General features: G+C 63.8%; 25 protein-coding genes and 1 pseudogene. 9 read left to right on the top strand and 17 right to left on the bottom strand.

Going from position 1 to position 24,042, the window contains the following annotated elements:
- Nucleotides 1-88 precede the first annotated feature (88 nt).
- Complete coding sequence (locus Q0W88_RS05965; RefSeq protein WP_297801088.1) at nucleotides 89-1,366, bottom strand: MFS transporter; 1,278 nt, start codon at nucleotides 1,364-1,366, stop codon at nucleotides 89-91.
- A 77-nt stretch (nucleotides 1,367-1,443) separates the two neighbouring features.
- Here Q0W88_RS05965 and Q0W88_RS05960 point away from each other — a divergent pair, with 77 nt between their 5' ends.
- Both Q0W88_RS05960 and Q0W88_RS05955 read left to right on the top strand, forming a co-directional pair.
- Nucleotides 1,444-2,013, top strand: a complete 570-nt coding sequence (locus Q0W88_RS05960; protein ID WP_297801086.1) for a DUF4126 domain-containing protein — start codon at nucleotides 1,444-1,446, stop codon at nucleotides 2,011-2,013.
- Nucleotides 2,014-2,093: 80 nt separating this feature from the next.
- The gene (locus Q0W88_RS05955; RefSeq protein WP_297801084.1) at nucleotides 2,094-2,333 is read left to right on the top strand and encodes a GlsB/YeaQ/YmgE family stress response membrane protein; all 240 of its coding nucleotides are present in this window, start codon (nucleotides 2,094-2,096) and stop codon (nucleotides 2,331-2,333) included.
- Nucleotides 2,334-2,376: 43 nt separating this feature from the next.
- Here the strand turns inward: Q0W88_RS05955 and Q0W88_RS05950 are convergent, their stop codons facing one another.
- The 3 genes from Q0W88_RS05950 to gpmI are packed head-to-tail and all read right to left on the bottom strand — an operon-like array spanning nucleotide 2,377 to nucleotide 6,325.
- Nucleotides 2,377-3,621 carry a S41 family peptidase gene (locus tag Q0W88_RS05950; RefSeq protein ID WP_297801082.1) on the bottom strand — a complete coding sequence of 415 codons (1,245 nt, stop codon included), beginning with the start codon at nucleotides 3,619-3,621 and terminating at the stop codon, nucleotides 2,377-2,379.
- Nucleotides 3,618-4,796 carry a peptidoglycan DD-metalloendopeptidase family protein gene (locus tag Q0W88_RS05945; RefSeq protein ID WP_297801080.1) on the bottom strand — a complete coding sequence of 393 codons (1,179 nt, stop codon included), beginning with the start codon at nucleotides 4,794-4,796 and terminating at the stop codon, nucleotides 3,618-3,620. Before Q0W88_RS05945 ends, Q0W88_RS05950 begins: the two co-directional genes overlap by 4 nt.
- Complete coding sequence (gene gpmI / locus Q0W88_RS05940) at nucleotides 4,793-6,325, bottom strand: 2,3-bisphosphoglycerate-independent phosphoglycerate mutase (protein WP_297801078.1); 1,533 nt, start codon at nucleotides 6,323-6,325, stop codon at nucleotides 4,793-4,795. Before gpmI ends, Q0W88_RS05945 begins: the two co-directional genes overlap by 4 nt.
- A gap of 106 nt (nucleotides 6,326-6,431) precedes the next feature.
- On the opposite strand from gpmI, the gene Q0W88_RS05935 reads away from it, so the two are divergent.
- Both Q0W88_RS05935 and Q0W88_RS05930 read left to right on the top strand, forming a co-directional pair.
- On the top strand, nucleotides 6,432-7,199 hold the full coding sequence (locus Q0W88_RS05935) for a hypothetical protein (protein ID WP_297801076.1): 768 nt from the start codon (nucleotides 6,432-6,434) through the stop codon (nucleotides 7,197-7,199).
- 49 nt (nucleotides 7,200-7,248) lie between these two features.
- Entirely contained in the window at nucleotides 7,249-7,806 is a 558-nt protein-coding gene (locus Q0W88_RS05930; protein ID WP_297801074.1) for a hypothetical protein, read from the top strand.
- A gap of 1 nt (nucleotide 7,807) precedes the next feature.
- Here Q0W88_RS05930 and Q0W88_RS05925 read toward each other — a convergent pair whose 3' ends face one another.
- The 3 genes from Q0W88_RS05925 to ubiE are packed head-to-tail and all read right to left on the bottom strand — an operon-like array spanning nucleotide 7,808 to nucleotide 11,384.
- Nucleotides 7,808-8,722, bottom strand: coding sequence for an alpha/beta fold hydrolase (locus Q0W88_RS05925; RefSeq protein WP_297801072.1), 915 nt, complete (start codon nucleotides 8,720-8,722; stop codon nucleotides 7,808-7,810).
- A complete protein-coding gene (locus Q0W88_RS05920; protein WP_297801070.1) occupies nucleotides 8,719-10,626 on the bottom strand; it encodes a M1 family metallopeptidase in 1,908 nt (635 codons plus the stop codon). Before Q0W88_RS05920 ends, Q0W88_RS05925 begins: the two co-directional genes overlap by 4 nt.
- A gap of 11 nt (nucleotides 10,627-10,637) precedes the next feature.
- Nucleotides 10,638-11,384 carry a bifunctional demethylmenaquinone methyltransferase/2-methoxy-6-polyprenyl-1,4-benzoquinol methylase UbiE gene (gene ubiE / locus Q0W88_RS05915; protein WP_297801068.1) on the bottom strand — a complete coding sequence of 249 codons (747 nt, stop codon included), beginning with the start codon at nucleotides 11,382-11,384 and terminating at the stop codon, nucleotides 10,638-10,640.
- Nucleotides 11,385-11,488: 104 nt separating this feature from the next.
- Between ubiE and Q0W88_RS05910 the strand changes: the two genes are divergently transcribed.
- Entirely contained in the window at nucleotides 11,489-11,968 is a 480-nt protein-coding gene (locus Q0W88_RS05910) for a hypothetical protein (protein ID WP_297801066.1), read from the top strand.
- 3 nt (nucleotides 11,969-11,971) lie between these two features.
- On the opposite strand, the gene Q0W88_RS05905 is transcribed toward Q0W88_RS05910, so the two are convergent.
- The 8 genes from Q0W88_RS05905 to Q0W88_RS05870 all read right to left on the bottom strand — a co-directional run bounded on the left by Q0W88_RS05905 (nucleotide 11,972) and on the right by Q0W88_RS05870 (nucleotide 19,458).
- On the bottom strand, nucleotides 11,972-12,322 hold the full coding sequence (locus Q0W88_RS05905) for a DUF971 domain-containing protein (protein WP_297801064.1): 351 nt from the start codon (nucleotides 12,320-12,322) through the stop codon (nucleotides 11,972-11,974).
- Nucleotides 12,319-13,218 carry a tyrosine recombinase XerC gene (gene xerC / locus Q0W88_RS05900; RefSeq protein WP_297801062.1) on the bottom strand — a complete coding sequence of 300 codons (900 nt, stop codon included), beginning with the start codon at nucleotides 13,216-13,218 and terminating at the stop codon, nucleotides 12,319-12,321. Before xerC ends, Q0W88_RS05905 begins: the two co-directional genes overlap by 4 nt.
- Nucleotides 13,215-13,889 (bottom strand): DUF484 family protein, encoded by a 675-nt coding sequence (locus Q0W88_RS05895; protein WP_297801091.1) that lies wholly within the window; start codon nucleotides 13,887-13,889, stop codon nucleotides 13,215-13,217. The genes xerC and Q0W88_RS05895 overlap by 4 nt, the downstream gene beginning before the upstream one ends.
- Nucleotides 13,882-14,691 (bottom strand): diaminopimelate epimerase, encoded by an 810-nt coding sequence (dapF, locus tag Q0W88_RS05890; RefSeq protein ID WP_297801090.1) that lies wholly within the window; start codon nucleotides 14,689-14,691, stop codon nucleotides 13,882-13,884. Before dapF ends, Q0W88_RS05895 begins: the two co-directional genes overlap by 8 nt.
- A 20-nt stretch (nucleotides 14,692-14,711) precedes the next feature.
- Nucleotides 14,712-14,840: a lipoprotein gene (locus tag Q0W88_RS05885; RefSeq protein WP_297801060.1), complete on the bottom strand. Its 129-nt coding sequence runs from the start codon at nucleotides 14,838-14,840 to the stop codon at nucleotides 14,712-14,714.
- Between the two features lie 81 nt (nucleotides 14,841-14,921).
- Complete coding sequence (locus tag Q0W88_RS05880) at nucleotides 14,922-17,039, bottom strand: S9 family peptidase (protein WP_297801058.1); 2,118 nt, start codon at nucleotides 17,037-17,039, stop codon at nucleotides 14,922-14,924.
- Nucleotides 17,036-19,126, bottom strand: coding sequence for a prolyl oligopeptidase family serine peptidase (locus Q0W88_RS05875; protein ID WP_297801056.1), 2,091 nt, complete (start codon nucleotides 19,124-19,126; stop codon nucleotides 17,036-17,038). Before Q0W88_RS05875 ends, Q0W88_RS05880 begins: the two co-directional genes overlap by 4 nt.
- A gap of 71 nt (nucleotides 19,127-19,197) precedes the next feature.
- The gene (locus tag Q0W88_RS05870) at nucleotides 19,198-19,458 is read right to left on the bottom strand and encodes a hypothetical protein (protein WP_297801054.1); all 261 of its coding nucleotides are present in this window, start codon (nucleotides 19,456-19,458) and stop codon (nucleotides 19,198-19,200) included.
- 122 nt (nucleotides 19,459-19,580) lie between these two features.
- On the opposite strand from Q0W88_RS05870, the gene Q0W88_RS05865 reads away from it, so the two are divergent.
- Complete coding sequence (locus tag Q0W88_RS05865; RefSeq protein ID WP_297801051.1) at nucleotides 19,581-20,138, top strand: lipocalin family protein; 558 nt, start codon at nucleotides 19,581-19,583, stop codon at nucleotides 20,136-20,138.
- Here the strand turns inward: Q0W88_RS05865 and Q0W88_RS05860 are convergent.
- On the bottom strand, nucleotides 20,117-21,040 hold the full coding sequence (locus Q0W88_RS05860) for a patatin-like phospholipase family protein (protein WP_297801049.1): 924 nt from the start codon (nucleotides 21,038-21,040) through the stop codon (nucleotides 20,117-20,119). The genes Q0W88_RS05865 and Q0W88_RS05860 overlap by 22 nt on opposite strands.
- 7 nt (nucleotides 21,041-21,047) lie before the next feature.
- Nucleotides 21,048-22,013 (bottom strand): YafY family protein, encoded by a 966-nt coding sequence (locus tag Q0W88_RS05855; RefSeq protein ID WP_297801047.1) that lies wholly within the window; start codon nucleotides 22,011-22,013, stop codon nucleotides 21,048-21,050.
- Between the two features lie 97 nt (nucleotides 22,014-22,110).
- Here Q0W88_RS05855 and Q0W88_RS05850 point away from each other — a divergent pair, with 97 nt between their 5' ends.
- The 3 genes and pseudogenes from Q0W88_RS05850 to Q0W88_RS05840 all read left to right on the top strand — a co-directional run.
- Nucleotides 22,111-22,866 (top strand): sulfite exporter TauE/SafE family protein, encoded by a 756-nt coding sequence (locus tag Q0W88_RS05850; RefSeq protein ID WP_297801045.1) that lies wholly within the window; start codon nucleotides 22,111-22,113, stop codon nucleotides 22,864-22,866.
- Nucleotides 22,867-22,903: 37 nt separating this feature from the next.
- Nucleotides 22,904-23,509 carry a molybdopterin-dependent oxidoreductase gene (locus Q0W88_RS05845; protein WP_297801043.1) on the top strand — a complete coding sequence of 202 codons (606 nt, stop codon included), beginning with the start codon at nucleotides 22,904-22,906 and terminating at the stop codon, nucleotides 23,507-23,509.
- Nucleotides 23,510-23,549: 40 nt separating this feature from the next.
- Nucleotides 23,550-24,042, top strand: a pseudogene (locus Q0W88_RS05840) (hypothetical protein); the annotation flags it as partial.

Genomic DNA, 24,042 nt, shown 5'->3' with positions numbered 1-24,042 from the left:
GGCGAAATGGGCGGACAGTTCAAGGAAATCGGCGAGGTGAAAATGAACCGTCTGCCTGCCGGGAAATCCTGCGCGAAGCAGTAAAGCCTCAGCCCTCCCGCTGCTCCTTGCTCGGCAGATACAGCGCCATCGCAATGGCAAATGCGCAGACGATGGCCAGCAGGTGCGCCGGCGCCAACACATCGGATTTCAGCCAGAACGCCACCAGCATCGGTGCGAAGCCACCGAACACCGAGTACGCGACGTTGTAGGAAAAGGAAAAGCCGGAATAGCGGACGGCCGGCGGAAACAGGCCGACCAGAACCATCGGCACCACCGCCACCGATCCCAGACTGAATCCAGTCAGGCTGTACAGCAGTATGGTTTGCATCGCAGGTGCCGGCAGGGCGTGATAGAACACATAACTCGACGCAGCCAAAGCGATACCGCCGAGCAGCAGCACGCGGTAAGCACCGATGCGGTCGGCCAGCGCGCCCCAGAAGATGCAGCCGAGGGTCAGACAGACGATGGCGATGCTATTGGCCTGCAGAGCATCGGCGGCCGGATAACTGAACTGGGTCTGCAAGATGCTCGGCGTCAGCAACGTCACGGTGACGATGCCGACGCTGAGAAATCCGGTCAGCAGCATGCTCGGCCAGATCTGCGCTTTGTGGTCGCGTAGCACCCGCTTCAGCGGCAGGCCGGCCTCCAGCGAGGCATCGGCCTTCATGGCGAGGAACACCGGCGTTTCCTCCAGCCAGCGGCGGAGGTAGAGCGCGAACACGCCGAACACGCCGCCGAGCAGGAACGGCAGACGCCAGGCGTAATCCTGCACCGCCTCCGGCGTGAAGTAGCGGTTGACGCCGGAGGCGACCAGCGAACCGAGCAGGATGCCGGTGGTGAATCCGGAGAACAGCGTGCCGCTGGCCAGGCCGACGTAACGCCGCGGCACGTGCTCGGACACGAACACGCAGGCGCCGGGGATTTCACCGCCGACCGCAGCGCCCTGCAGCAGGCGCATGAGCAGCAGCAGGATCGGGGCCCAGATGCCGATCTGGGCATAGGTCGGCAACAGGCCCATGATGAAGGTCGGTACCGCCATCAGCATCAGGCTGAAGGTGAACATGCGTTTGCGCCCGGCGATGTCGCCGAAGTGCGCCATCAGCAGACCGCCGATCGGCCGCACCAGATAGCCGGCCGCGAAGATGCCGAACACCTGCAGCTGCTTGAGCCAGACCGGCATGTCCGGCGGGAAGAACAGCTGCCCGATGCTGGCGGCAAGGAACACGAAGATGATGAAGTCGTAGTATTCGAGCGCACCGCCGAGTGCGGACAGGCCGAGCGTGTCGATGTCTTTGCGGGTCAGTGCGCGGTCGCTGTTGAGCATGCGGGGGCTTTGTTTGTGGATACGGGGCCCTCAGGTTAATCTAAGCGAACCTGAAACACTAGCCTGCAGGAGCATGCATGGAAACCCTCATCGGCGTTCTGGTCGGCATCGGTCTGAGCGCGGCCTCCGGACTGCGCGTGTTCATCCCCCTGCTCGGCCTGAGCATCGCCGGACATTACCAGGTCATTCCCCTGGGCGAGAGCTTTCAATGGCTGGCCAGCTGGCAGGCCATGCTGGCTTTCGGCGTCGCCGGCGTTCTGGAAGTCGGCGCCTACTACATTCCCTGGCTCGACCATGCGTTGGATGCCGTACTGGCCCCGGCGGCGGCTCTTGCCGGCACGCTGATGACGGCCTCCACGCTCGGCGACACCTCGCCGTTGCTGAAGTGGTCGTTCGCCATCATCGCCGGCGGCGGCGTGTCTTCAATGGTGCATCTCGGCACATCCGCCCTGCGCGCCGCCGTCAGTCTGCCGACCGGCGGTCTGGCCAATCCGGTGGTGTCCAGCGGCGAAGGTCTCGGGGCGATTGCCATGACCCTGCTTGCGGTGTTCATGGCGCCGGTGGCGTTCGTCATCGCGCTCTGGATGCTGTATCGCATCGTCAAGCGCTTCCTGCAGAAGCGGGGCAAACCACCGCAGGGCGCTTAACCGGATTTTTACCTGTTCTGCCGTAGAGTCGGCCTGTTGGCACTGCCAACAATCCGATAACAAACAAACGGGAGAGGGATATGGATCTGATTATTTTTCTGGTCATCGGCGCCTTGGCCGGCTGGCTGGCCGGCGTGATCATGAAAGGCGGCGGTTTCGGGCTGATCGGTGACATCGTGGTCGGCGTGCTTGGTTCGTTTCTCGGCGGCTGGCTGCTGCCCAAGCTCGGCCTGAGCATCGGCGGCGATTTCGGCGGCTTCATCACCGCGGTCATCGGGGCCGTGATTCTGTTATTCATCGTCCGCTTGATCAAGAAGTAAACACGTCCGTGCTTCATGAAAAAACCGCCCTCGGGCGGTTTTTTTACGGCAGTGCTTTGCCTTGTTTGAGATAGGCCAGGGCCTTGCCGATATAGGATTCGCCCAGCAGCACCACGCCGGGTTCGGCGTCGGCGTCATCGGTGGCATCGGCCTTGATGTGCTTGGGCAGATCGCGTTCGGTCACTTCTGCCCGCGCATTGCCCGACAGCAGCACGTCCGGAACGATGCCCTGGGCCTGGATCGAGCGGTCGTTCGGGGTGTAATACCGCGAGGTGGTGAGCTTGAAGGCATCGCCGTTGTCGAGCCGGATGATGTTCTGCACCGAACCCTTGCCGAAACTGCGGCTGCCGATGATGGTGGCGCGTTTGTGGTCCTGCAGGGCGCCGGCCAGGATTTCGGAGGCGCTGGCACTGCCGGCATCGATCAGCACCGCCACCGGGACGCCGTTGAACTGCTCGCCCGGTTTGCTGTAATAGGTGCTGTTGGCCAGGGCATTGCGGCCCTTGGTGCTGACCACCACTGCTTCCGGCAGGAAGGCGTCGGCGACTTCGACCGCGGCGTTGACCAGACCGCCGGGGTTGCTGCGCAGATCGAGCACCACGCCTTTGGTTTTGACGCCCGGCGCGGCCGTCTGCAGATTCTGCCATTGCCGGCGGAACTCCAGACCGGTATCGCCCTGGAACGCGCTGATGCGGAAATAGGCATAGCCCGGTTCGAGCCAACGCGCTTTCACGCTCTGGATGGAAATGACTTCCCGGATGACGGTGATGGTCAGCGGCGATTTCTCGCCCTGGCGCAGCACGGTCAGCACCGCCTTGGTGCCCGGCTTGCCGCGCAGCCGTTCGGGACTGGCGCTGCTGTCCTCGTTGTTGACCGGAACGCCGTTGATGGCGGTGATGTAATCGCCGGCACGCAGACCGGCACGCTGCGCCGGCGTATCGTCGAACGGCGCGACCACGCGGATGCGGGTCGGGTCGCGCTCATCGCTCTCGATGCCGATACCGGCATAGCCGCCGTCGTTCAGGTCTTCGAAATCGCGCGCCTGTTTGGCCGACAGATAGCTGCTGTGCGGATCGATGTCGAGCAGCAGGCCGCGCAGACCGGCCTGCATGATTTCTTCGTCGGTCAGGGCATCGACATAACTCTCGCGCACGGCTTCGAACACCTGGGTAAACCGCCGGATTTCATCGACCGGCACGCTTGGCGCCGGCGGAGTCTTGGCTTTTTCCTGCGCGGCGGTGGCCGGCAGCGTGGCGCTGAGCAGAACAATGGCGGCAAATATTCTCATGGACGCAGCCAGACGTTGGGGTTCTGCGGCTGGCCGTTCAGACGCATTTCGAAATACAGCGCGGCGCGGTTCTGCGCACCGGAGGTGCCGACCGTGGCAATACGTTCACCGGGCACCACCGATTCGCCGACATCCTTGAGAAGGGCGTCATTGTTGGCGTACAGACTCATGTTGCCGCGGCCGTGATCGATCACCATCAGCATGCCGTAGCCTTTCAGCCAGTCGGCGTAGACCACACGCCCGGCGGCGACACTGTGTACCGGAGATCCGGCAGCGGCGGCGATCAGCAGTCCCTCGCTGCGGCGGCCGTCCGGCATGGCATTGCCGTATCCGGCCAACAAGGTTCCGGTCAGCGGCCAGCCGGTGAGATTTTTCGGCGTGATTTTGGTGGCCGGTTTGCTGCTACCCGGACGGCCGATCACCGCCGGGGCCTTGCTGCTGCTGGATGCCTGCCGCAGTTTATCGAGCAGACCGCGCAGAGCCTTTTCATCCTTGCCCAGGGCCTTGATGCGCGCCTGCTGGTCTTTGTATTTGGCATCGAGCGAGCTGACCACCGTGCTGCGCTCCCTGCGCTGTGCACTCAGATCGGCCACCGCCTTTTCCTGCTGCGTCTTCTGCAGTGCCAGGGTCTGCTTTTCGCGCTCGATCGCGGTGCTGACCGCCGCCAGCTGTTCCAGCTGCGCGCTCAATGCACCGATTTCGCGCTGGCGCTGCTGCTCGAAATAGCGGTGGTAGGCCAACCAGCGCGCGGCTTCGCTGATTTTGTCCTGCGACAGCAGCTGTTTGAGTTCGCTGTTTTCGCCCAGCCGGTAGGCGGCACGCATCAATTGCGCCAGTTCCGTTTTCTGCGCGCGCAGTTCGCGCTCGAGTTTTTCCTGTTCGGTTTCCAGCACATCGAGCTTGCGTTCCTGGCTGTCGATGGCCGATTCGACCCGGTTCAGGTTTTTGCTGCTTTCGGCGACTTTCTGGTCGATCTGGCGCAGCTGTTTCGCTTCCCGGCTGCGTTTTTCCTCAAGCTCGCGCTGCGCTTTGGTCAGCGTCTTGATTTCCTTGCGCAGGGTTTCGATTTTCTTTTCCGCTTCGGCGGCGCTCTTGGCCGGCGGTGGCTTGCTCTGTGCACCGGCCGTTACCGTCAGAATCATGCAGAACGCCAACAGCAGCGTGCGCGGAATCATGCGGTGTTTCCGATCAGACTGCGGCCGGTCATTTCGTCCGGCTGCGGCAGCGCCATCAGGTCCAGCAGGGTCGGCGCGATATCGCGCAGCGAACCGCCGGAGCGCAGCGGACCGGCATGTCCGCACAGCACGAAATAGACCGGACCCACGGTGTGCGCGGTATGCGGTTCGCCGGTGACAGGATCGCGCATCAATTCGACATTGCCGTGATCGGCAGTGACCAGCAGCACGCCGCCGGCCGCTTCGACCGCGGCGCGCACGGCGGCCAGCGCGCGGTCCACGGCTTCGGCGGCCTTGATCGCGGCCGGCAGGCTGCCGGTGTGGCCGACCATGTCCGGGTTGGCGATGTTGCAGATGATGGCATCGAAGCGGCCGGAGGCGATGGCTTCGGTGAGTTTCACGGTCAATTCCGGGCAGCTCATTTCCGGCTGCAGGTCGTAGGTCGCGACCTTCGGCGAAGGAATGAGGATGCGTTCTTCGCCCGGCACCGGCTGCTCGACGCCGCCGTTGAAGAAGAAGGTGACATGCGCATATTTTTCGGTTTCGGCAATGCGCAGCTGGGTCTTGCCGTGCGCCGACAGCACTTCGGCCAGGGTATTGCGCAGGCTTTCCGGCGGATAAGCCACCCGCGCCGGAAGGCGGGCGTCGTATTCGCTCAGGCACACGAAGCAGGACAGTTTCGGCTGCGGCGTACGATCGAAGCCGCTGAACGCCGGATCGGTGAAACAGGCAGTGAGCTGACGGGCGCGGTCGGCGCGGAAGTTCATGAACACCACGGCATCACCATCCTGCATCGGTGCGGCCTGCGGCAGTACAGTGGCGGCCACGAACTCATCGGTTTCGCCGCGGGCGTAGGCCTGCTGCAGGGCCTGCAGGGCGTCATCTGCGCGATGCACGCCGGCCGCGCCGGCGATGGCGGCATAGGCCGGTGCCATGCGCTCCCAGCGTTGGTCGCGGTCCATGGCGTAATAGCGGCCGGTGACGCTGGCGATTTCGGTTTGCCCGAGTTCGGCGCACAGGGCTTGAAGCGCGCGCAGGCTGGACTCGGCCGACTGCGGCGGCATGTCGCGGCCGTCGAGAAAGGCATGCACGCGGACCCGGCGTGCGCCCTGCGCTTTGGCCAGACGCAGGAACGCGAAGATATGCTGCTCGTGGCTATGCACGCCGCCGGGCGACAGCAGACCCATGACATGCAGGCCATGACCGCCGGATTCGGCGGCGGCGATGGCGGCCAGCAATTCGGCATTCCGTCCGAAACTGCCGTCCTCGATGGCGGCATCGACCCGGGTCAGATCCTGATAGACGATGCGTCCGGCGCCGATATTCATGTGGCCGACTTCGGAATTGCCCATCTGGCCATCCGGCAGGCCGACGAAGCGGCCCTCGGTATGGATCAGGGTATTCGGGCACTCCGCCAGCAGACGGCGCCAGGCCGGCAGTTCGGCCAGGGCGATGGCATTGTCCTCGCTTTCGGCCCGGTAACCCCAGCCGTCGAGAATCAGCAATACCGCCGGTTTCGCCTTTGCCACGTCCTGCTCCTGTCCCGAATGGGCCGAATTGCCTACCAACTTATGACACATGACAATTCTAGCAGTCACGGCAATACTAGCACCATCATTTCCGCGAGGACCGTTTATGAACCGTATCACCCTGCAACGCATCACTCTGGCCCTGGCCCTGTCCGCCGCCCTCGGGACGGCGCAGGCCGGCGACGGCGCGCCCGATCTGTCCAAGGTCAACGGCAGCCTGGTGGCCGAAGCCGGACGCACCTACGGCGACATCGACACCGTCAACGGCTCGATCACGGTCGAGGAGAAAGCCGTGGCCCGCAGCGTGGAAACCGTCAACGGCAGCATCGTCATCGATGCCTTCGCCGCCGTACAGGATGTCAGTACCGTCAACGGCAAGATCGTGCTGCGCAACGGCGCCAGCGCCCGCAGCGTGGAAACCGTCAACGGCGCCATCGTCGGGGTCAGCAACCTGCGCGTGCAGAAGGACGTCGAAGCGGTCAACGGCTCGATCGAACTCGGCGCGCACAGCACCATCGGCAACCAGGTCGAAACCGTCAACGGCAGCATCAAGCTGCTGTCGCTGAATGTCGGCGGCGGCGTGGAAACCGTCAACGGCAACATCACGGTCGGCGACGGCACCGTCATCGGCGGCAATGTCACCGTCAAGAAACCGAGCAACTGGGGCATGAGCTGGGGCAAGCCGAAAGTACCGCGCATCGTGCTCGGTCCGAACACGACGGTGAAGGGCAATCTGGTGTTCGAACGCGAAGTCGAACTGTATGTGCACAGCACCGCCAAATACGGCAAGATCATCTACCTCGAAGCCGAAGCCGGCAAGGCCGAGGCCCTGAAACCGACGGTGTTCACCGGCAAAGAACCCGATTTCAAATAGAGAATCGGCCGCGCAGCGTTTACAATGAAGCCTCCCGACCGGAGGCTTCATGCGTTTCAACCTTCCCCTGCTTGCCCTTGGCGCCGTATTCGCGGCAACCGCCGCACCCGACTGTCCGGCGCAATCCAGTTTCGGCCCGGAAATTTCCGCCGAGGATTTCTCCCAACATCTGCAGGGCCTGGCGGTTGCAGAGCCGGCCGGCCACCAGTTCAACGACTATGCCGAAGAACTGCGCCTGTCCTATCTGCGGTACCAGTTCACCCGTCTCGGTCTGCCGACGCAAGCCGAGCCCTGCGGCAATGCGCACGGCCTGCAGGCGGAATTGGCCGGTACTGAAAGCGGCCGGCCCGCCGTGCTGTATTACGCGCCCTGGACCAATGCCGCACAGGTGGCGGGCGTGCTCGAAATCGCCGAGCGCTTCATGACTTCGCGGCCGCGGCCGAAACATGCGGTACGGTTCATGTTCGGATCCGAGGCGCAAGCTCCGCTGTCGGCCTGCACCGGCCTGGAAAAGACAACGCGGGTGATCCAGCCGGAAAACCTGCCGGTCGGCGATGCCGCGGCCTTGGTCCGGCAATTGATTGCCCTGCAGCAGCAGGGTCGCTGACTCAGAAACGCGCGAGAAGGAACACCGCCACGGCGTCGGGCTGCTCCATCATCGGCATGTGGCCGCAGCCTTTCAGGATCCGGGTTTCGGAGCGTTTCAGACCGGACGCGAACACCGCCGCCGCACTCGGATCAATGATCCGGTCGCCGTCGCACCAGAGCAGGCCGGCCGTTTGGCCGATCTCCGGCAGCCGCTGCTGCAGCAGGAAGGCTTCGGGGCCGAGGCGGATCTGGGTGAACACGCGCTGCTCGAACTCCCGGCGCGCTTTGCGCTGGCTGACGATGGCACCCAGCATCGGCGTCGGCACATAGGGCGCGTCGGCGAATACGAATTCGTGCAGGAAAGCGCGGAAACTGTCGACTTCATACACTGCGAACGGATTTTCGCCCTTGAGCACCCGCCGGGCGAATTCATTTTCCGTGAAGCGCACACCGGCTGAAGACATGAACACGATGCGTTCGACCTGCTGCGGATGCGTCGCGGTCATCAGGCCGGAAATCATCCCGCCCATCGAGTGCCCGACCAGCAGCGCGGCCGGCTCGCTTTCCGACTGCAGGAAGGCGCTCAGCCGCTCGGCCTGGGCACTCGGGCCGTAATCGGCGCCGGTTTGCGGCGTGCTTTCGCCCCAGCCGGGAAGATCAACCGCAATGACGCGATGGTCTCGCGCCAGCTGCCGCATCACCGGCAGCCAGTTTTCCTTGCTGCCGGTATAGCCGTGCACCAGCACGATCAACGGGCCTTGGCCGGCTTCCAGATAATGCCAGCGTTCGCCCTGCACGGTTTTTTCATGCACTTCGGCACCGGCCAGCAGGCGCTGGCGGGCGAATTCGGCGCGCAGTATCTGCGCCGGAAACAGCCAGACACCGGCCGTGAGCGCGGCGGTCAACAACAGCAGAGCCGCCAGCAGTTTCTTCACGGCTGTTGCGCTTCCGGTGCCGGGGCTTTCAAAGCCTCGGTGACCGAGGCGCTGGTAATCGGATGGTAGCCCGGGCGGGCTTTTTCGAAGACGGCGGCGGCGAAGGCGCGGCCCTCCTCGGATTTGGCCAATTCACCGTAGATCGGCATGATCAATTTGCGGCGGCCGATGGCGGTCAGGAATTTCTCCATCGCCGGACGGGCGGTGGTGTAGCCGCTACGCACCGTCAAAGGATACCAACGCTGGGCAATTTCCGGATTGGGCGTGCCGCTGAAGTGCAGGGCGGCATCCAGTTCGGTGGCTTGCGCAACGGTGATTGCGGGTGGCATGCGTTCGAGGAAGCGTACCCATTCCTGGGTACCCCAGCCGTTGCCGGCGAGATCGCCGGCCGGTACATCGCCGGCCAGCCATTGCGCCTGGGCTTTGTCGACGGCGTCGAACCGCGTCGAGACCGCCGGTTTGGCCGATGACGGGATGCCGGGATCATGCAGCCATTCGCGGACTTCACCGATGCTGGCCTTGCCCGGATGCTTTTCCAGCAATTCCACGGTCAGGAAGCGTTCGAATTCAGTGCTGTGGCTGCTGGTGAAGGCATGCGTGGTGAACCAGTGACGCAGAAAGGCATCGAAGGTCTCGCGCCCGAAGCGCTGTTCGAGGAACATCAGAAACCACTGGCCTTTGATGTAGGCGACATCGCTGAGCGCCTCGTCCGGGTCGCGGCCCGCCAGCGGCGGCAGGGCCAGCACCTGATCGGCCGGCGGCGTGTTCTTCAGGGTTTCGGCCAGACCGGCCTGGCTGATCACGTTTTCCATGTCGGCCAGTTCGCGGCCGTAAACCTGCTCGACGATGCGGTTCTCGACATAGCTGGTGAAGCCTTCGTTCAGCCAGATGTCCTTCCAGGAGCTGTTGGTGACCAGATTGCCGGACCAGGAATGCGCCAATTCATGGGCGATGAGACTGGTCAGGGATTTATCACCGACGATGACCGTGGGCGTGATGAAACTCAGACGCGGATTTTCCATGCCGCCGAACGGGAAACTGGCCGGCAGGATCAGCATGTCGTAACGGCCCCACTGGTAAGGACCGTAAAGTTTCTCGGCCACCTGGATCATTTTCTCGGTATCGGCGAACTCGGCGGCGGCGGCATCGGCCACGCCCGGTTCGGCCCAGACGCCGGACCGCGACGAAATCGGTTTGAACACCACGTCGCCGACCGCGATGGCCAGCAGATAGGACGGAATCTTCTGCGGCATGCTGAAACGGTAGTCGCCGTCGCGCACCGCCTTCGGATCGTTGTCGGCGCTCATCAGCGCCATCAGCCCGGCATCGGTGCGGATACGGGCATCGTAGGTGAAGCGCACCCCCGGCGTATCCTGCAGCGGCACCCAGGAGCGGGCGTGGATGGCCTGCGACTGGCTGAACATGAACGGCTGTTTGCTGGAGGTCATTTCCGGCGTCAGCCATTGCAGGCCGGAAGCCTGCGGAACCGTGCTGTAACGGATGCGCACCCGCGGCAGCGCGGACGGAAGCTTGATGCGCAAGGCCGAGCCGAGCACCGCATCGGCGGCATCGAGCCGGTAAGGCAGCGTCTTCCAGGTTTTGCCGTCGAAGCCCTGCACGCCGCCGATCTGCAGATCCCGGGTATCCAGCACCAGTTCGCGGGCTTTTTCATCCGCCCACTTCAGATGCAGTTCGGCGCTGCCGGCCAGGGTGCGCGCGACCATGTCGGCGCGCAGATCCAGCACCAGATGCTGGATGCGGACCGTATCCGGCGTCGCGTAGGAATTCGGATCGGGGACATCGCGGGTGTCCACGACATTGGCGGCAGGCGCGGCGGTTTCGGCGGCGGGCTTGCAGGCGGTGAGCACAAGCGCCAGTGCGGCGGCAATCAGCATTCGGAACATGGGCATTTCTCTCAGATCTTGAAACCGCTGTGGATGGCGACGATGCCGCCGGAAAGGTTGCGCACCGCGCAGCGCTCGAACCCGGCCTCTTCCATGAGCGCCTTCAGGCCGGCTTGGTTGGGATGTTTGCGGATCGACTCGGCCAGATAGCGGTAGCTGTGCGCATCGCCGGCAATCAGCTCGCCGAGTCTGGGAAGTACTTTGAACGAATGGAAATCGTAGATCGGCCGGAACCACTCGGCCTGCACTTCCGAGAACTCCAGCACCATGAGCTTGCCGCCCGGCTTCAGGATGCGATGCATGGATTTCAGCGCGGCCGATTTGTCGGTCACGTTGCGCAGGCCGAAGGCCATGGTGATGGCATCGAAGCTGCTGTCGGGAAACGGCAGCGCTTCGGCATTGAGCTGCACATAGCGCAGACCCTTGACCAGGCCGAGATCGGTCAGCCGGTCGCGGCCGACACCGAGCATCTCGCGGTTGATGTCGCCGATGACGATTTCGCCGGTGTCGCCGACGCGTTCGAGCAGCAGTTTGGCGATGTCGCCGGTGCCGCCGGCCAGATCGAGTACGCGGTCGCCGCGCTTGATGCCGGAAGTACCGGTGAAATAGCGCTTCCACAGACGGTGCACGCCCAAAGACATCAGATCGTTCATCACGTCGTATTTCCGGGCGACCGAGGTGAACACCTCGCCGACCAGTTTCTTCTTTTCCCCGACCGGGACGTCGCGGAAGCCGAAATGGGTGGTTTTCTCGTTCATGGCCTATTATCACACGCCGCGGGCGCCATTTCACGGCGGTTCCGGCTGGACGCAAGGCACCCGATGGCCCAGAATGGTCGCTCCATTTCCGTCCGAGACCGCCCATGACCCGCTCCGCCCGTAACGCCGTCCTGCTCGCTGCCGCCCTGTCCGCCGGTTCCGCCGCCGCCGCTCCGGCCGGCGATGCCAGCGTGAAGAAACGCCTCGACGAGCGCGGCATGAAGTACGAAGTTTACGAGGACGGCGATTTCAAACTGACCTTTTCCTACAAAACGGAAGACCGCTCGCAGCTGGTCTTCGTTTCCGGTAAAACCGAGAGCGTCGGCGTGTTCGAGATCCGGGAAGTCTTCGCGCCGGCACTCAAGCTCGCCGATGTTCCGCTGTCGGGCGCCAAGACCAAGGAACTGCTGGAAAGCAGCGGCGAGTACAAGCTCGGCAGCTGGGAAATCCGCGACGAGGTCCTGTATTACGTGATCAAGCTGCCGGACAGCGTCAATGCCGAAGCGCTGGAAAGCGCGCTGGAAATCGCCGCCGAAGCGGCCGATGACATGGAACTGGAACTCAGCGGCAAAGACGATCTCTGAGGGCTAACGGCTCAGGCCCTGCGCCGCCAGCGCTTCGAGATAGCGCGCCCAGCGCGCCTCCTGCTGTTCGCCCAGTTCCTTGAGGAAACTCCAGGTGTAGATGCCGGTCTCGTGACCGTCATTGAAGCGCAGCACCACCGCATAATTGCCGACCGCTTCGATGGCGCTGATGTTGACATCGCGCTTGCCGGCGACCCACACGCGCTGGTCCGGGCTGTGGCCCTGCACCTCGGCCGAGGGCGATTCGACCCGCAGGTACTCACAGGGCAGCCGGTAACGGCTGCCGTCGTCGAAGGCCACCTCCAGCAGATGGGAGGCGCGGTGCAGGATCAGGTCGGTCGGTCTGGGGCTCATGGCGTTTCTTTTTTGCGTTTCGCGCGCGGATGTGCGGCGTCATAGACGGTGGCCAGGCGCTGGAAATCGAGGTGCGTGTAGATCTGGGTGGTGGCGATGTCGGCATGGCCGAGCAGTTCCTGCACGCTGCGTAGATCGCCGGAAGATTCCAGCATGTGGCTGGCGAAGCTGTGCCGCAGCAGATGCGGATACACCCGCTTCCAGATGCCCTGCTGCTGCGCGAGCTGGCGCAGGCGCAGCTGCACCGCCCGCGTGCTGATGGCCGCGCCGCCCCGGCCGGGAAACACCGGCGCATCGGAGGCCGCGGCGCTTTCCGCCTGCCACGCCGTCAGGGCCGCGCGCGCGTGACTGCCGACCGGAACGATGCGGGTCTTGCTGCCTTTGCCGAAGACGGTCACCAGGCTGTCGTCCAGATCGAGGTCGCGCCAGCGCAGGGCGCACAGCTCCGAAACGCGGAGGCCGGAGGAATACAGCAGCTCGAGCAGGGCACGGTCACGCAGGCCGAGGCCGCCGGCCGTCGGCAGTTCCACCAGACGCACCGCCTCATCGACATCCAGCACCTGCGGCAGCTTGCGTGGCGCCTTCGGCGCGCGCAGGCCGGCGCTCGGATCGTTGCGCAGTTCGCCGCGCTTCATCAGGAATTTGAACTGGCTGCGCAGCGCCGAGAGCCGGCGCTGCACGCTCTTGGCCGAAAGCCCGCGCCGGTGCTCCTGGGCCATGAACTGCTGGATATGCGCGAACTGCAGCTGCTCCGGATCTTCGATGTTCTGCTGCCGGCAATAGTCCTGCCAGGCCAGCAGATCACGGCGGTAGTTGCTCAGGGTGTGCGGCGAGGCCTGCCGCTCCACGGCCAGATGGTCGAGAAAACGGTCGATGCCGGCGGCGATGCCGCTCATCGCCGGGATTGGATCAACGCCGTCTGGAACAATTCGCCGATCCAGCGCAGGAACAGCGTGCCCATGCCGGGATAGAAGCGGTGCGGATCGGCGCTGCCGACGGCGATCAGGCCGACATCGGTGACCGGTATCAGGGCGATGGACTGCGTGTGCGTGCGGTCGTCGCCGAACAGCACCGGCAGTTTTTCCGGATTGAGGCGGCCGCAGATCGGCTCGCCGTTGGCCAGACAATCGGCAAACGGCTGCAGGCGCGGATCTTCGGCCGGGATATGGCTGAACCAGTCGCCGAGCATGCCGGGCACGGCCGTGAAACTGATGATCCGCACGCACTCGCCGGCGAAATCCTCCTTCAGGCAGGCCGCCAGGGTCTGCACGATGTCGGCCGGCAGACGGGCGCGCAGCAGGGCGAGACTGAGCGTCTGCAGATGCTGGGTCAGGCGCTCGTTGTCCTGCGCATTCATGCCGAGCTCGTTGAGACGGCGGGTCAGATCGCGGTTCTTGTCGCGCAGGATTTCGAGCTGGTAGGACGACAGCGACGCGGTCTTGCCGTCTTCCTTCGGCACCACCAGACTGAGCGCGAGATCGGGAAACTGGCCGAGGAAATTCGGATGCCGGCGCAGCCACACCGCCACTTCGTGCGCGCTCAGTTTTTCCGCCCGGTCGTCAATCATCACGCCATTCTCCGTCATAGACCCAGACCGCGGGGCCGGTCATGGTGACCGCCGCCGCATCGTCCGGCCAATCAATCATAAGCGTTCCGCCCGGCAAATGCACCGCCAGCGTACGCGCCACCAGGTTCTGCCGCATCAGGCTGACCGCGGCGGCACAGGCGCCGGAACCGCAGGCCAAGGTCTCGCCGACACCGCGTTCGTACACGCGCAGACGGATGTTGCCGCGGTCCAGCACTTCCGCGAAACCGACATTGACGCCTTCCGGAAAGACCTGGGCGGCCTGCACCGCTTTGCCCCAGCGTTCAACCGGCGCATCCACGACGCTGTCGACCCGGAATACCGCATGCGGATTGCCCATGGACACTGCGGAAAACGCGTGCGTCACGCCATCCAGAGGCAGGAAATACTGCAGGGCTTCCGCTTCCGCCAGCAGGGGAATCTGCGCCGGCGCGAAACGCGGATGCCCCATGCCGAGCGCATAATCGTTTCCGATCCGGCGAACACGGATCACCCCGGCAGGGCTGTCGAGTTCGAATGCGGGCACATCGGTAACTCCGCTGCGCACCAGCCAGTGCGCGACGCAACGCGCGCCATTGCCGCATTGGCCGGCGAAACTGCCGTCCTGGTTGAGAATGCGGTAGGACGCCACGGCGCCGGGTGTTTCCGGCGCTTCCACGGTCAACAGCTGGTCGAAGCCGATGCCGAAATGGCGGTCGCCCATGCGTCGGATGCCCTCGGCATCCGGCAACGCGGCGCCATCACGGCAATCGATGACCACGAAATCATTGCCGGCGCCGTGCATCTTGGCAAAACGCAGGGAATTCACTGCGCGGCTCCGGCTCCGGTCTTCGCCGGCTCGGGTTTGACCAGCGGACCTTTGTTGCCGCAGGCGGCCAGCAGCAGGCTGCCGCACAGCAGCAGAACGAGGGGTTTCAGGACATGTCGTTTCATGGGCAAAGTATAGCCGTTCCCGGTCCGGCGGGCATGAAAAAGGGCCCGCAATGCGGGCCCGTGCCGAAGAAAGCCTCCGGATTATTTGACGCCAAGCACTTCCAGCATGTAGGCGAACTGCTCGGCACTTTCCTGGTAGCGCCGGAAACGCCCGGATTTTCCGCCATGACCGGCTTCCATGTTGACCCGGAACACCACCGGATTCGGACCGGTCTTGAGTTCGCGCAGCTTGGCCACGTATTTGGCCGGCTCGAAATACTGCACCTGCGAATCCCACAGGCCGGTGCCGATGAACATGGTCGGATAGGCCTTGCGTTCAAGGTTGTCGTACGGCGAATACGACAGCATGTAGTCGTAGTATTTGCGGTCGGCCGGATTGCCCCATTCGTCGTACTCGTTGGTGGTCAGCGGGATGCTCTCGTCGAGCATGGTGGTGACCACGTCCACGAACGGCACTTGCGAAATGATCAGGGTGTAGTCCTGCGGCGCCATGTTGGCGATGGCGCCCATCAGAAGCCCGCCGGCCGAACCGCCGTAAGCGGCAACGCGGTCTTTCGCGGCATAGCCTTCGCCGACCAGGAAGCGGGTGACGTCGATGAAGTCGGTGAAGGTGTTCTTCTTGTTCAGCAGCTTGCCGTTGTCGTACCAGGCGCGGCCCATTTCCTGGCCGCCGCGGATATGCGCGATGGCATAGACCATGCCGCGGTCGAGCAGGCTGACGTTGATGATCGAAAAGCGCGGATCGGTGCTGGAACCGTAACTGCCATAGGCGTACTGCAGCAGCGCGGCTTTGCCGTCTTTCTTGAAGCCTTGCTTGTACACCACCGACACCGGAATGCGGGTGCCGTCGCGGGCCGTGGCCCACAGGCGTTCGGTCACGTAATCCTCGGGCGCGTAACCGCCCAGCACCGGATCGCGCTTGAGCAGCCGGCGCTCGCCGGTTTTCACATTCACTTCGTAAACGGTGTTCGGCGTGGTCAGCGAGGTATAGGCGTAGCGCAGCCAGTCGGTGCCCGGCTCGGCATTGACGTTCAGGCCCATGGTGTAGGCCGGCTCGTCGCTGGCCACGAAGGCGCTCTTGCCGTCGGCGGCGAGCGTGCGCAGACGCAGCAGGGCGTTGGAACGCTCTTCGATGGCGATGAAGCCCTTGAACAGTTCGAAGCCCTCGATGAACACATCACCGGCGTGCGGTACCAGTTCTTTCCAGGCCTTGCGGTCACCGGCGGAAGCCGCCTCGTCGCGTGTCATCAGCCGGAAGTTGGGGGCGTTCCAGTTGGTGCGGATGACCCAGCGGCCGTCGAGGTGGTCGGCGCTGTACTCGACATCACGCTGACGCGGTGCGAATACGGTGAATTCTCCGGGCGCGGCGGCGGCGGTGCAACGCATCTCCGAGCTGACCGTGCTCTGCACGTCGATGCAGATGTAGGCATCGGAACGGGTCCGGCTGATGCCCATGTAGAAGCTGTCATCGGCCTCTTCGTAAACCAGGGCATCTTCCTTGGCGGCGCTGCCCAGCACATGGGTCTTGACCCGCTTGCTCAGCAACGTGACCGGATCCTTCTCGATGTAGAACAGGGTGCGGTTGTCATCGGCCCAGACGATGTTGGGCTCGACATTCTCCACGACATCGGCGAAAACGGCACCGGTGACCAGATCCTTCACCCGCAACGTGTACTGGCGACGGCCGACCGCATCTTCGGCCCAGGCCACCAGACGGTTGTCCGGGCTGATTTCATAATCGCCGATGGCGAAGTAGCCCTTGCCCTCGGCCATGGCATTCTGGTCGAACAGGATTTCTTCCGGCGCCTGCATGCTGTCCTTGCGGCGGGCGATGATGGCGTAATCCTTGCCGGTCTCGAAGCGGGTGTAGTACCAGTAGCCTTTGCGCAGGAACGGCACCGAGGAATCGTCCTGCTTGATTCGGCCGGTGATTTCGGCGTACAGCTTGTCAGCGGTCGGCTTGGACGGGGCCAGCAGGGCATCGGCGTAGGCGTTTTCGGCGTTCAACACCGCCAGCATTTCGGGATTCTTACGCGTGTCGTCGCGCAGCCAGTAGTAATCGTCGTTGCGGACGGCACCGTGCGGTGCGGTCACGGCATGTGTTTTCTTGGCAATCACAGGCGGTTTCGGGGTTTCGGCGGACACGAGGGCACTCCAGGTCAACGAGGCGAGCAGCAAGACATTGCGGATGGGCATCATGGCCCGCTCCCCGGGAAAAGTTTCTGTTTCAGGAAGGTGTAGGCCAGCGCCGACATATAAGCCGACTGGGCGTTGTTGGCGGCGCCGCCGTGGCCGCCTTCGATGTTTTCGTAATAAGTGACGTCATGGCCCTGCTCCATCATGCGCGCCATCATCTTGCGGGCATGGCCCGGATGCACGCGGTCGTCGCGGGTCGAGGTGGTGAACAGCACCGGCGGATAGCGCACGTCCCTGCGCACGTTCTGGTAGGGCGAATAGGCCTTGAGGAAGTTCCAGTCGTCGGTATCGGGATTGCCGTATTCCGCCATCCACGACGCGCCGGCCAGCAGCTTGTGGTAGCGCTTCATGTCGAGCAGCGGCACCTGGCAGACCACGGCGCCGAACAGCTGCGGATACATCACGGTCATGTTGCCCATCAGCAGGCCGCCGTTGCTGCCACCCTGGATGCCCAGATGTTTGGATGTGGTGATTTTGCGCGCGATCAGATCTTCGGCGACCGCGGCGAAATCCTCGTAAGCCTTGTTGCGGTCGGCTTTCAGCGCCGCCTGGTGCCAGCGCGGTCCGTACTCGCCGCCGCCGCGGATGTTGGCGACCACATACACCCCGCCCTGGCTGAGCCAGGCCCGGCCGACCGAGGCGGAATAGTTCGGCGTCAGCGACACTTCGAAGCCGCCATAACCGTAAAGCAGCGTCGGATTCTTGCCGTTGCGCACCAGATTCTTCTTCGACACCATGAAATACGGTACGCGGGTGCCGTCCTTGCTGGTGGCGAACTGCTGGCTGATTTCATGCTGGCTGGCATCGAAGAAACCGGGCAGCTGCTTCAGTTTTTCCGGCGCCTTTCCGACCGTTCCCAGCAGCAGCGAAGTCGGAGTCAGATAATCGGTGACGGTCATGAAGTAGTCGTTGGATGCCTCGGCATCCACCGCGCTGATGCCGACCGTACCGAATGCCGGCGCGCCGGTCAGCGGCACGCGGGTCCAGCCGTCCTTTCCGGGCGTCAGCACATACAAGCGGTTCTTGACGTCTTCCAGCACATTGAGGATGACGTGGTCCTTGGTCACCGCACTGCTGGCCAGCGAGGTGTTCAGCGCCGGCTCGAACAATACGTCGAAATTCCGTGCTCCGGACAGGAACGCATCGAGACGGATGGCCAACAGGCTACCGGCCTTGTAGTCCTTTCCGCCGACCGTCCACGGTTGGCGCAGCTCCACGCTCAGCCATTCGCGGAACGCGCTCTTCTGGGCACCGTCGGGCAGATCGAGCTTGCGCAACGCACCCTCCTTGCCGCGCAGGTAAAGCTCGTTGGTGTAGAACGTCAGGCCGCGGTAAACGAAATCGCGCTCGAAGCCCGGCGTATCATCGCGGTAGGCGCCGACCGAAATATCGGATTCCGCACCTTCATACACGGTCTTGGCCGCAGACAAGGGCGTGCCGCGCTTCCACTCTTTGGCGATGCGCGGATAGCCCGAACTGGTCATCGATCCGGGGCCGAAATCGGTACTGACATAGACGGTATCGGCGTCGATCCAGCCGATTTCGCCCTTGGCTTCCGGCCTTGCGAATCCGCCGGCAACGAACGCCCGGTCCGATACATCGAATTCGCGGGTCACATCGGCGTCGGCACCGCCGCGCGACAGCGAAATCAGGCAGCGGTCGTAGGCCGGGCGCAGACAATCGGCGCCGCCCCAGACCCAATTGACGCCTTCGGCCTTGCCGAGCGCATCGATATCGAGCAGGACTTCCCAGCGCGGCGTGTCCTTGCGGTATTCGGCCAGAGTGGTACGGCGCCAGACCCCCTGCGGATTGTGCTTGTCGCGCCAGAAGTTGTAGTAGAAATCCCCCATTTTGCTGATGTAGGGAATGCGGGCGTTGGAGTCGAGGATTTCCAGCAGACTGCCGCGCAGGGCTTCAAAACCCGGATCGCCGGCCAGCTGCTTTTCCGAGACGGCATTGCGGGCACGCACCCAATCCAAGGCCTTGGCGTCTTCCACCCCCTCCAGCCACAGGTATGGATCTTCACTCATCTTCTGGGCTCCGGCCGGAGCCGTTAGGACGGCGGACAACATCAAGGCGGAAAGACGCATGCATTCAATTCCTGGGCATCAACGGGGAATCCGAAAATACCATAAATCCCCGCGCCGGCGCCGACGCACCTTCACGCCGCTTTGCGGGATTCGTCTCCGGCGTGTTTGCGGGCCGTCGGAAAAACAAGCACTTGCGAAACAGGAGCCGCCGGAACGGTACGACGCACCATCATCAGGGAGCGCGCCAGCGCCGTAACCGGCATGGCCAGCAGCCACAGCGGCCAGTATCCAATGACGGGATGCCACCACGGCAGATCCGGCAGTAGCGACAGACCCAGCAGCGCCAGCAGGGGCAGCTGCCAGCAATATCGATTGAGGATTTGAGCGTTCATGGCGGTCTCCATCGCGGTTTCAGGCCAGTATCGGCAAGCGGCTTCTCAAATCCTGAGAGCGCCCGATATTGACGCCACCTTCAGCCGCCGGGGCGCATGCTTGTGCTTTAGGAGAACAACTCATGGGCAAAATTCTGCTTGCCGCGCTGCTTATCGGCTTGGGGCTGACCGCCTACAGTTACGCCAAATCCGGCAAACCGGCGCCGCTGACCAGCAGCGCCGATGTCGACCTCGAGCGCTACATGGGACGCTGGTGGGTGATTTCGCACATTCCGTATTTCGCCGAGAACGGCAAAGTGGCGACCGCCGACATCTATGCGCTCAAACCGGACGGCAAGATCGATAATGTGTTCGCATACCGGAAAGCCTTCGGCCAGCCGGAACAGCGCATGCAGGCCACGGCACGGGTGTATCCGGGAACCCGCAACACGCACTGGCAGGTCCGCTTCTGGGGCGGGCTGATCCGCGCCCAGCTGCTGATTCTGGAAGTCTCGCCCGACTACCGCTGGGCCCTGATCGGCAATCCGGACCGCTCGCTGGCCTGGGTGTTCGCGCGCGATCCGGTGATGGACGACGCCACGCTGGCCGGACTTCAGGAAAAACTGCGCGCCTACGGCTACGATCCGGCCGCGATGAAACGCGTCCCGCAGACGCCCGATCAGCTGCCGGCTTCGAACTGATCCAACGCCCGCGCCGCGGCCTGCCGGCCGAGCTCGATCAATTCCGCCGCGCGCCAGAATTCGTAGATGGCGCAGGCATCATGGGCAATGCCGATCAACACATCGGGCGGATCCTGCGCGAGCTGCATCTCGGTCATGTAGCCGTGCATGGTGCTCAGCGAGCGTGACATCAGCTCCATCACGCTGCGGTTGACTTTCGCCCCCGGCGCGGCCGGATTGCCGCGGCCGATGCTCTGCAGCAGGCGCGCCCAGCCTTTTTCAATGGCACCGAGCGTACCGGCTTCGGCAGAATCGGCGGCCAACGGATCCGATACCGCCGCGACCGGCGTAGCGGTCCCGGGATTCGGGGCATTGATGTCGACCGCGATGACCCGCAGTCCGGCATAGTCGCGGGTGCCGGAGACCGGCAGGGGCGCCAGCAGGCCGCCATCGACCAGATCCTGACCCTGGTGATGATAGGGCGTGAGCAGCATCGGAATGGCGATCGAGGCACGGATGGCATCGAACAGCGGGCCGCTGTCGAGCCAGACCTTGCAGCGCGAATCGAGATTGGTGGCGACCGCTTTGTAAGCCACCGGCAGGTCTTCGATGCGGTGCTCGCCGACCAGCTGGCGCAGCACGCCGATCACGCGGTCACCCTTGATGAAGCCGGGATGGCCGAAGGCGAAGTCGACCAGACGGAACACCTCCCCGCGCGTCAGCGAGCAGGCCCATTGCCGGTACTCCGGCAGACGCCCGGCGCAGTAGATGCCGCCGACCAGCGCCCCCATCGAGCAGCCGACCACGGCCTCGATGCGGTAGCCGCGGGCCTGCAGTTCTTCGATGACGCCGATATGCGCCAGGCCGCGCGCACCGCCGGCACCGAGGACCAGCGCGATGCCTTTGCCGTCATCCTTGCGCATCGCGGGCTTAAACGCCGTAATTGGACAGCGCCAGCTGCAGGCTGGACTTGGCCGACTCGCGCAGGGAGACCGGCGCGGTGATTTCGGCATCGGCGCCATAGCGCAGCACGTCCATCAGCAGCTCGCGCGGATTGGAATAAGGCACCTTGAGTTCATAACGGCCGTCGTCCAGGAAGCGGCCTTCCTGTTTCGAATGCCAGTGTTCCTCCGAAACCCAGCGCGCGGCTTCGGCCGAAAACACGATGGTGGCGGTATGCCGGGCTGGGCCGGAAAAAATACCGTAACCGTCGGTCAGCTGCAGATTGAGGTCGTGTTCGCTGACATCTTCGGCGTCATCATCCAGCACGCGCACATGCGCCATGCGGTCGACCGAAAAGCTGCGCAGCGCGTCGCGTTCATGATCCAGCGCATCCAGATACCAGTTGTCGCGGTAATGGGTCAGCCGCTGCGGCGATACGGTCCGCGTAGTCAGCCGGTCGGTCGAGCGCGCGGTGTAGTCGAAGCGCAGGCGTTTGCGCGACAGCACCGCGCCGGCGACCTGGCGGAATGTGGTCTCGTCGCGCTCGCGGGTATAGGAGCCGATGACGCGGATGCGCTCGATCGGCCAGCGCTTGCCCTGGCTCTGGTTGGCCAGCAGCATGTCGATGCGCTTTTTCAAAGGCGCCAGCGCGCCGCCGAGCACATCGGCGCCGCTGCGGTTGAGCAGCTCATGGGTGGCCAGCAAAGCATGCAGCTCGTCCGAGCTGAACCAGAGTCCGGGCAGCTCGAATTGATCGATCTGCAGGCGGTCGTAGAAAAACCCGGAGTCGGTACTCAGCAGCGGGGCATGCAGCACGTCGCGCAGAAAGGCGACATCGCGGTAAAGCGTGGCCCGCGAGCAGCCGAGCTCCTCTTCCAGCGTGAGCGCGGCCACCGGATAGCGGGCGTCTTTCAGGCGCTTGTGCAGGGCGAATATGCGGTCATAACGGTCCATTGCATAACATCATAGCATTCCGTTATTTGCCTTGGCGGACGCTAACGGAGTAAATTGACGGCTGCGGGCGCGTCCCGATTCCCGTCCGGATTCCGACATGCCCGATTTCATCGATCAAACCTTCCTGCTGTTCATCCTGATCGGCTTCGGTGCCCAGATGATCGACGGGGCGCTGGGCATGGCCTACGGCCTGACCGCGTCTTCGTTCCTGTTGGCGGCCGGCGTATCGCCGGCGGCGGCCAGTGCCACCGTGCATATGGCCGAAACCTTCACCACCGGCGCGTCGGCGGTCTCGCACCACAGCTTCGGCAACGTGCACAGTCCGCTGTTCAAGCGCCTGGTCATTCCCGGCATGATCGGCGCCGCGCTCGGCGCCTATGTGCTGACCGCGCTGGATGGCGAGGTCCTGAAACCCTGGGTTGCCGGCTATCTGGTGCTGATGGGCGTCTATGTGCTGCTGAAATCGTTCCGGGAAATCAACCCGATCCATGTCGAGAAGCGGGTCGGACCGCTGGGGTTTTTCGGCGGACTGATCGACGCCATCGGCGGCGGGGGCTGGGGCCCGATCGTGACCTCGACCCTGCTGGCGCGCGGCAACCACACGCGTTACACCATCGGTACGGTCAATGCCGTGGAATTTTTCGTGACCTTGACCGCATCGGCGGTATTCATCGCCAGCATCGGCATGGATCACTGGGACATCGTGCTGGCGCTGGCCATCGGCGGGGTCTGCGCGGCGCCGCTGGCCGGACTGATCGCCAAACGGGTTCCGCACCGGCCGATGATGGCCGTGGTCGGACTGCTGATCATCCTCGTCAGCGGACGCACGCTCTGGAAAAGCTTCGGCGGCTGAACCCGAACGGCAGGGACGTTTATGCCACAATAAGCGCATGACCGATCCCGTACTGGCCCTGAACGAACCGCCCGGCGACCGCATTGCGCGCACCACCTGCTACATGTGCGCCTGCCGCTGCGGCATCCAGGTCCATCTCAAGGACGGCAAGGTCCGCTATATCGAAGGCAATCCCGGGCATCCGGTCAACCGCGGGGTGCTCTGCGCCAAGGGCGCGGCCGGCATCAAGCAGCACTATTCGCCGGCGCGGCTGAAAAAGCCGATGAAGCGCATCGGCGAGCGCGGCGAAAACCGGTTCGAGGAAATCGAGTGGGACGAAGCCCTGCAGCTGGCCACGGAAAAACTGGCGGCGGCGCGCGCGCTGGATCCGAACCGTCTGGCCTTTTTCACCGGGCGCGACCAGTCGCAGGCCCTGACCGGCTGGTGGGCACAGCAATTCGGCACCTACAACTATGCCGCGCATGGCGGCTTCTGTTCGGTGAATATGGCGGCCGGCGGACTGTACACCCTCGGCGGCAGCTTCTGGGAATTCGGCGAACCGGATTGGGAACATGCCGATTATCTGATGCTGTGGGGCGTGGCCGAAGATCACGATTCCAATCCGATCAAGCTCGGCCTGGGCCGTCTGAAATCGCGCCGATGAATGGATCGGCATCCGGCCGGGCACCGACGGTCTGCTGGCCATGGCATTGATCCACGAGCTGCTGCGCAGCGGACAAATCGATCTGGATTATCTGGTGCGCTACTGCAACGCCCATCATCTGGTGCTGGAAGCGCCTAGCACGGCCGAACACGGCCTGTTCGCACGCGATGCCGACGGCCGCATCCTGTGCTGGAACCGGGATACCAACGCCGAAAGTCCGGCCGACGCCAGCGGCATTTCACCGGTGGTCACCGGAACTCACTTACTGGCCGATGGTCGCGTGGCCAAGCCGGTGTTCGAACATGTGCTGGCCCGTTACGGCAGCGATGACTATTCCCCGGAAATGGCCAGCGAAAGTTGCGGTGTACCGGCAACGACCATCCGGCGCTTGGCCGCCGAGCTCGCCAAGGCCGCATTCGATCATAATCGCAGCCTGCCGATTGCCTGGACCGACAGCAACGGCAAGCGCCATGCCGACATGCCGATGCGGCCGGTGGCCATGCATGCCATGCGCGGCATCAGCGCGCACGCCA

It is taken from the genome of Arenimonas sp. GDDSR-1, assembly GCF_025980345.1.
Classification (GTDB): domain Bacteria; phylum Pseudomonadota; class Gammaproteobacteria; order Xanthomonadales; family Xanthomonadaceae; genus Arenimonas.
The sequence above is the reverse complement of the archived record's forward strand: the minus strand, read 5'-3'. Positions and strand labels throughout refer to the sequence as shown.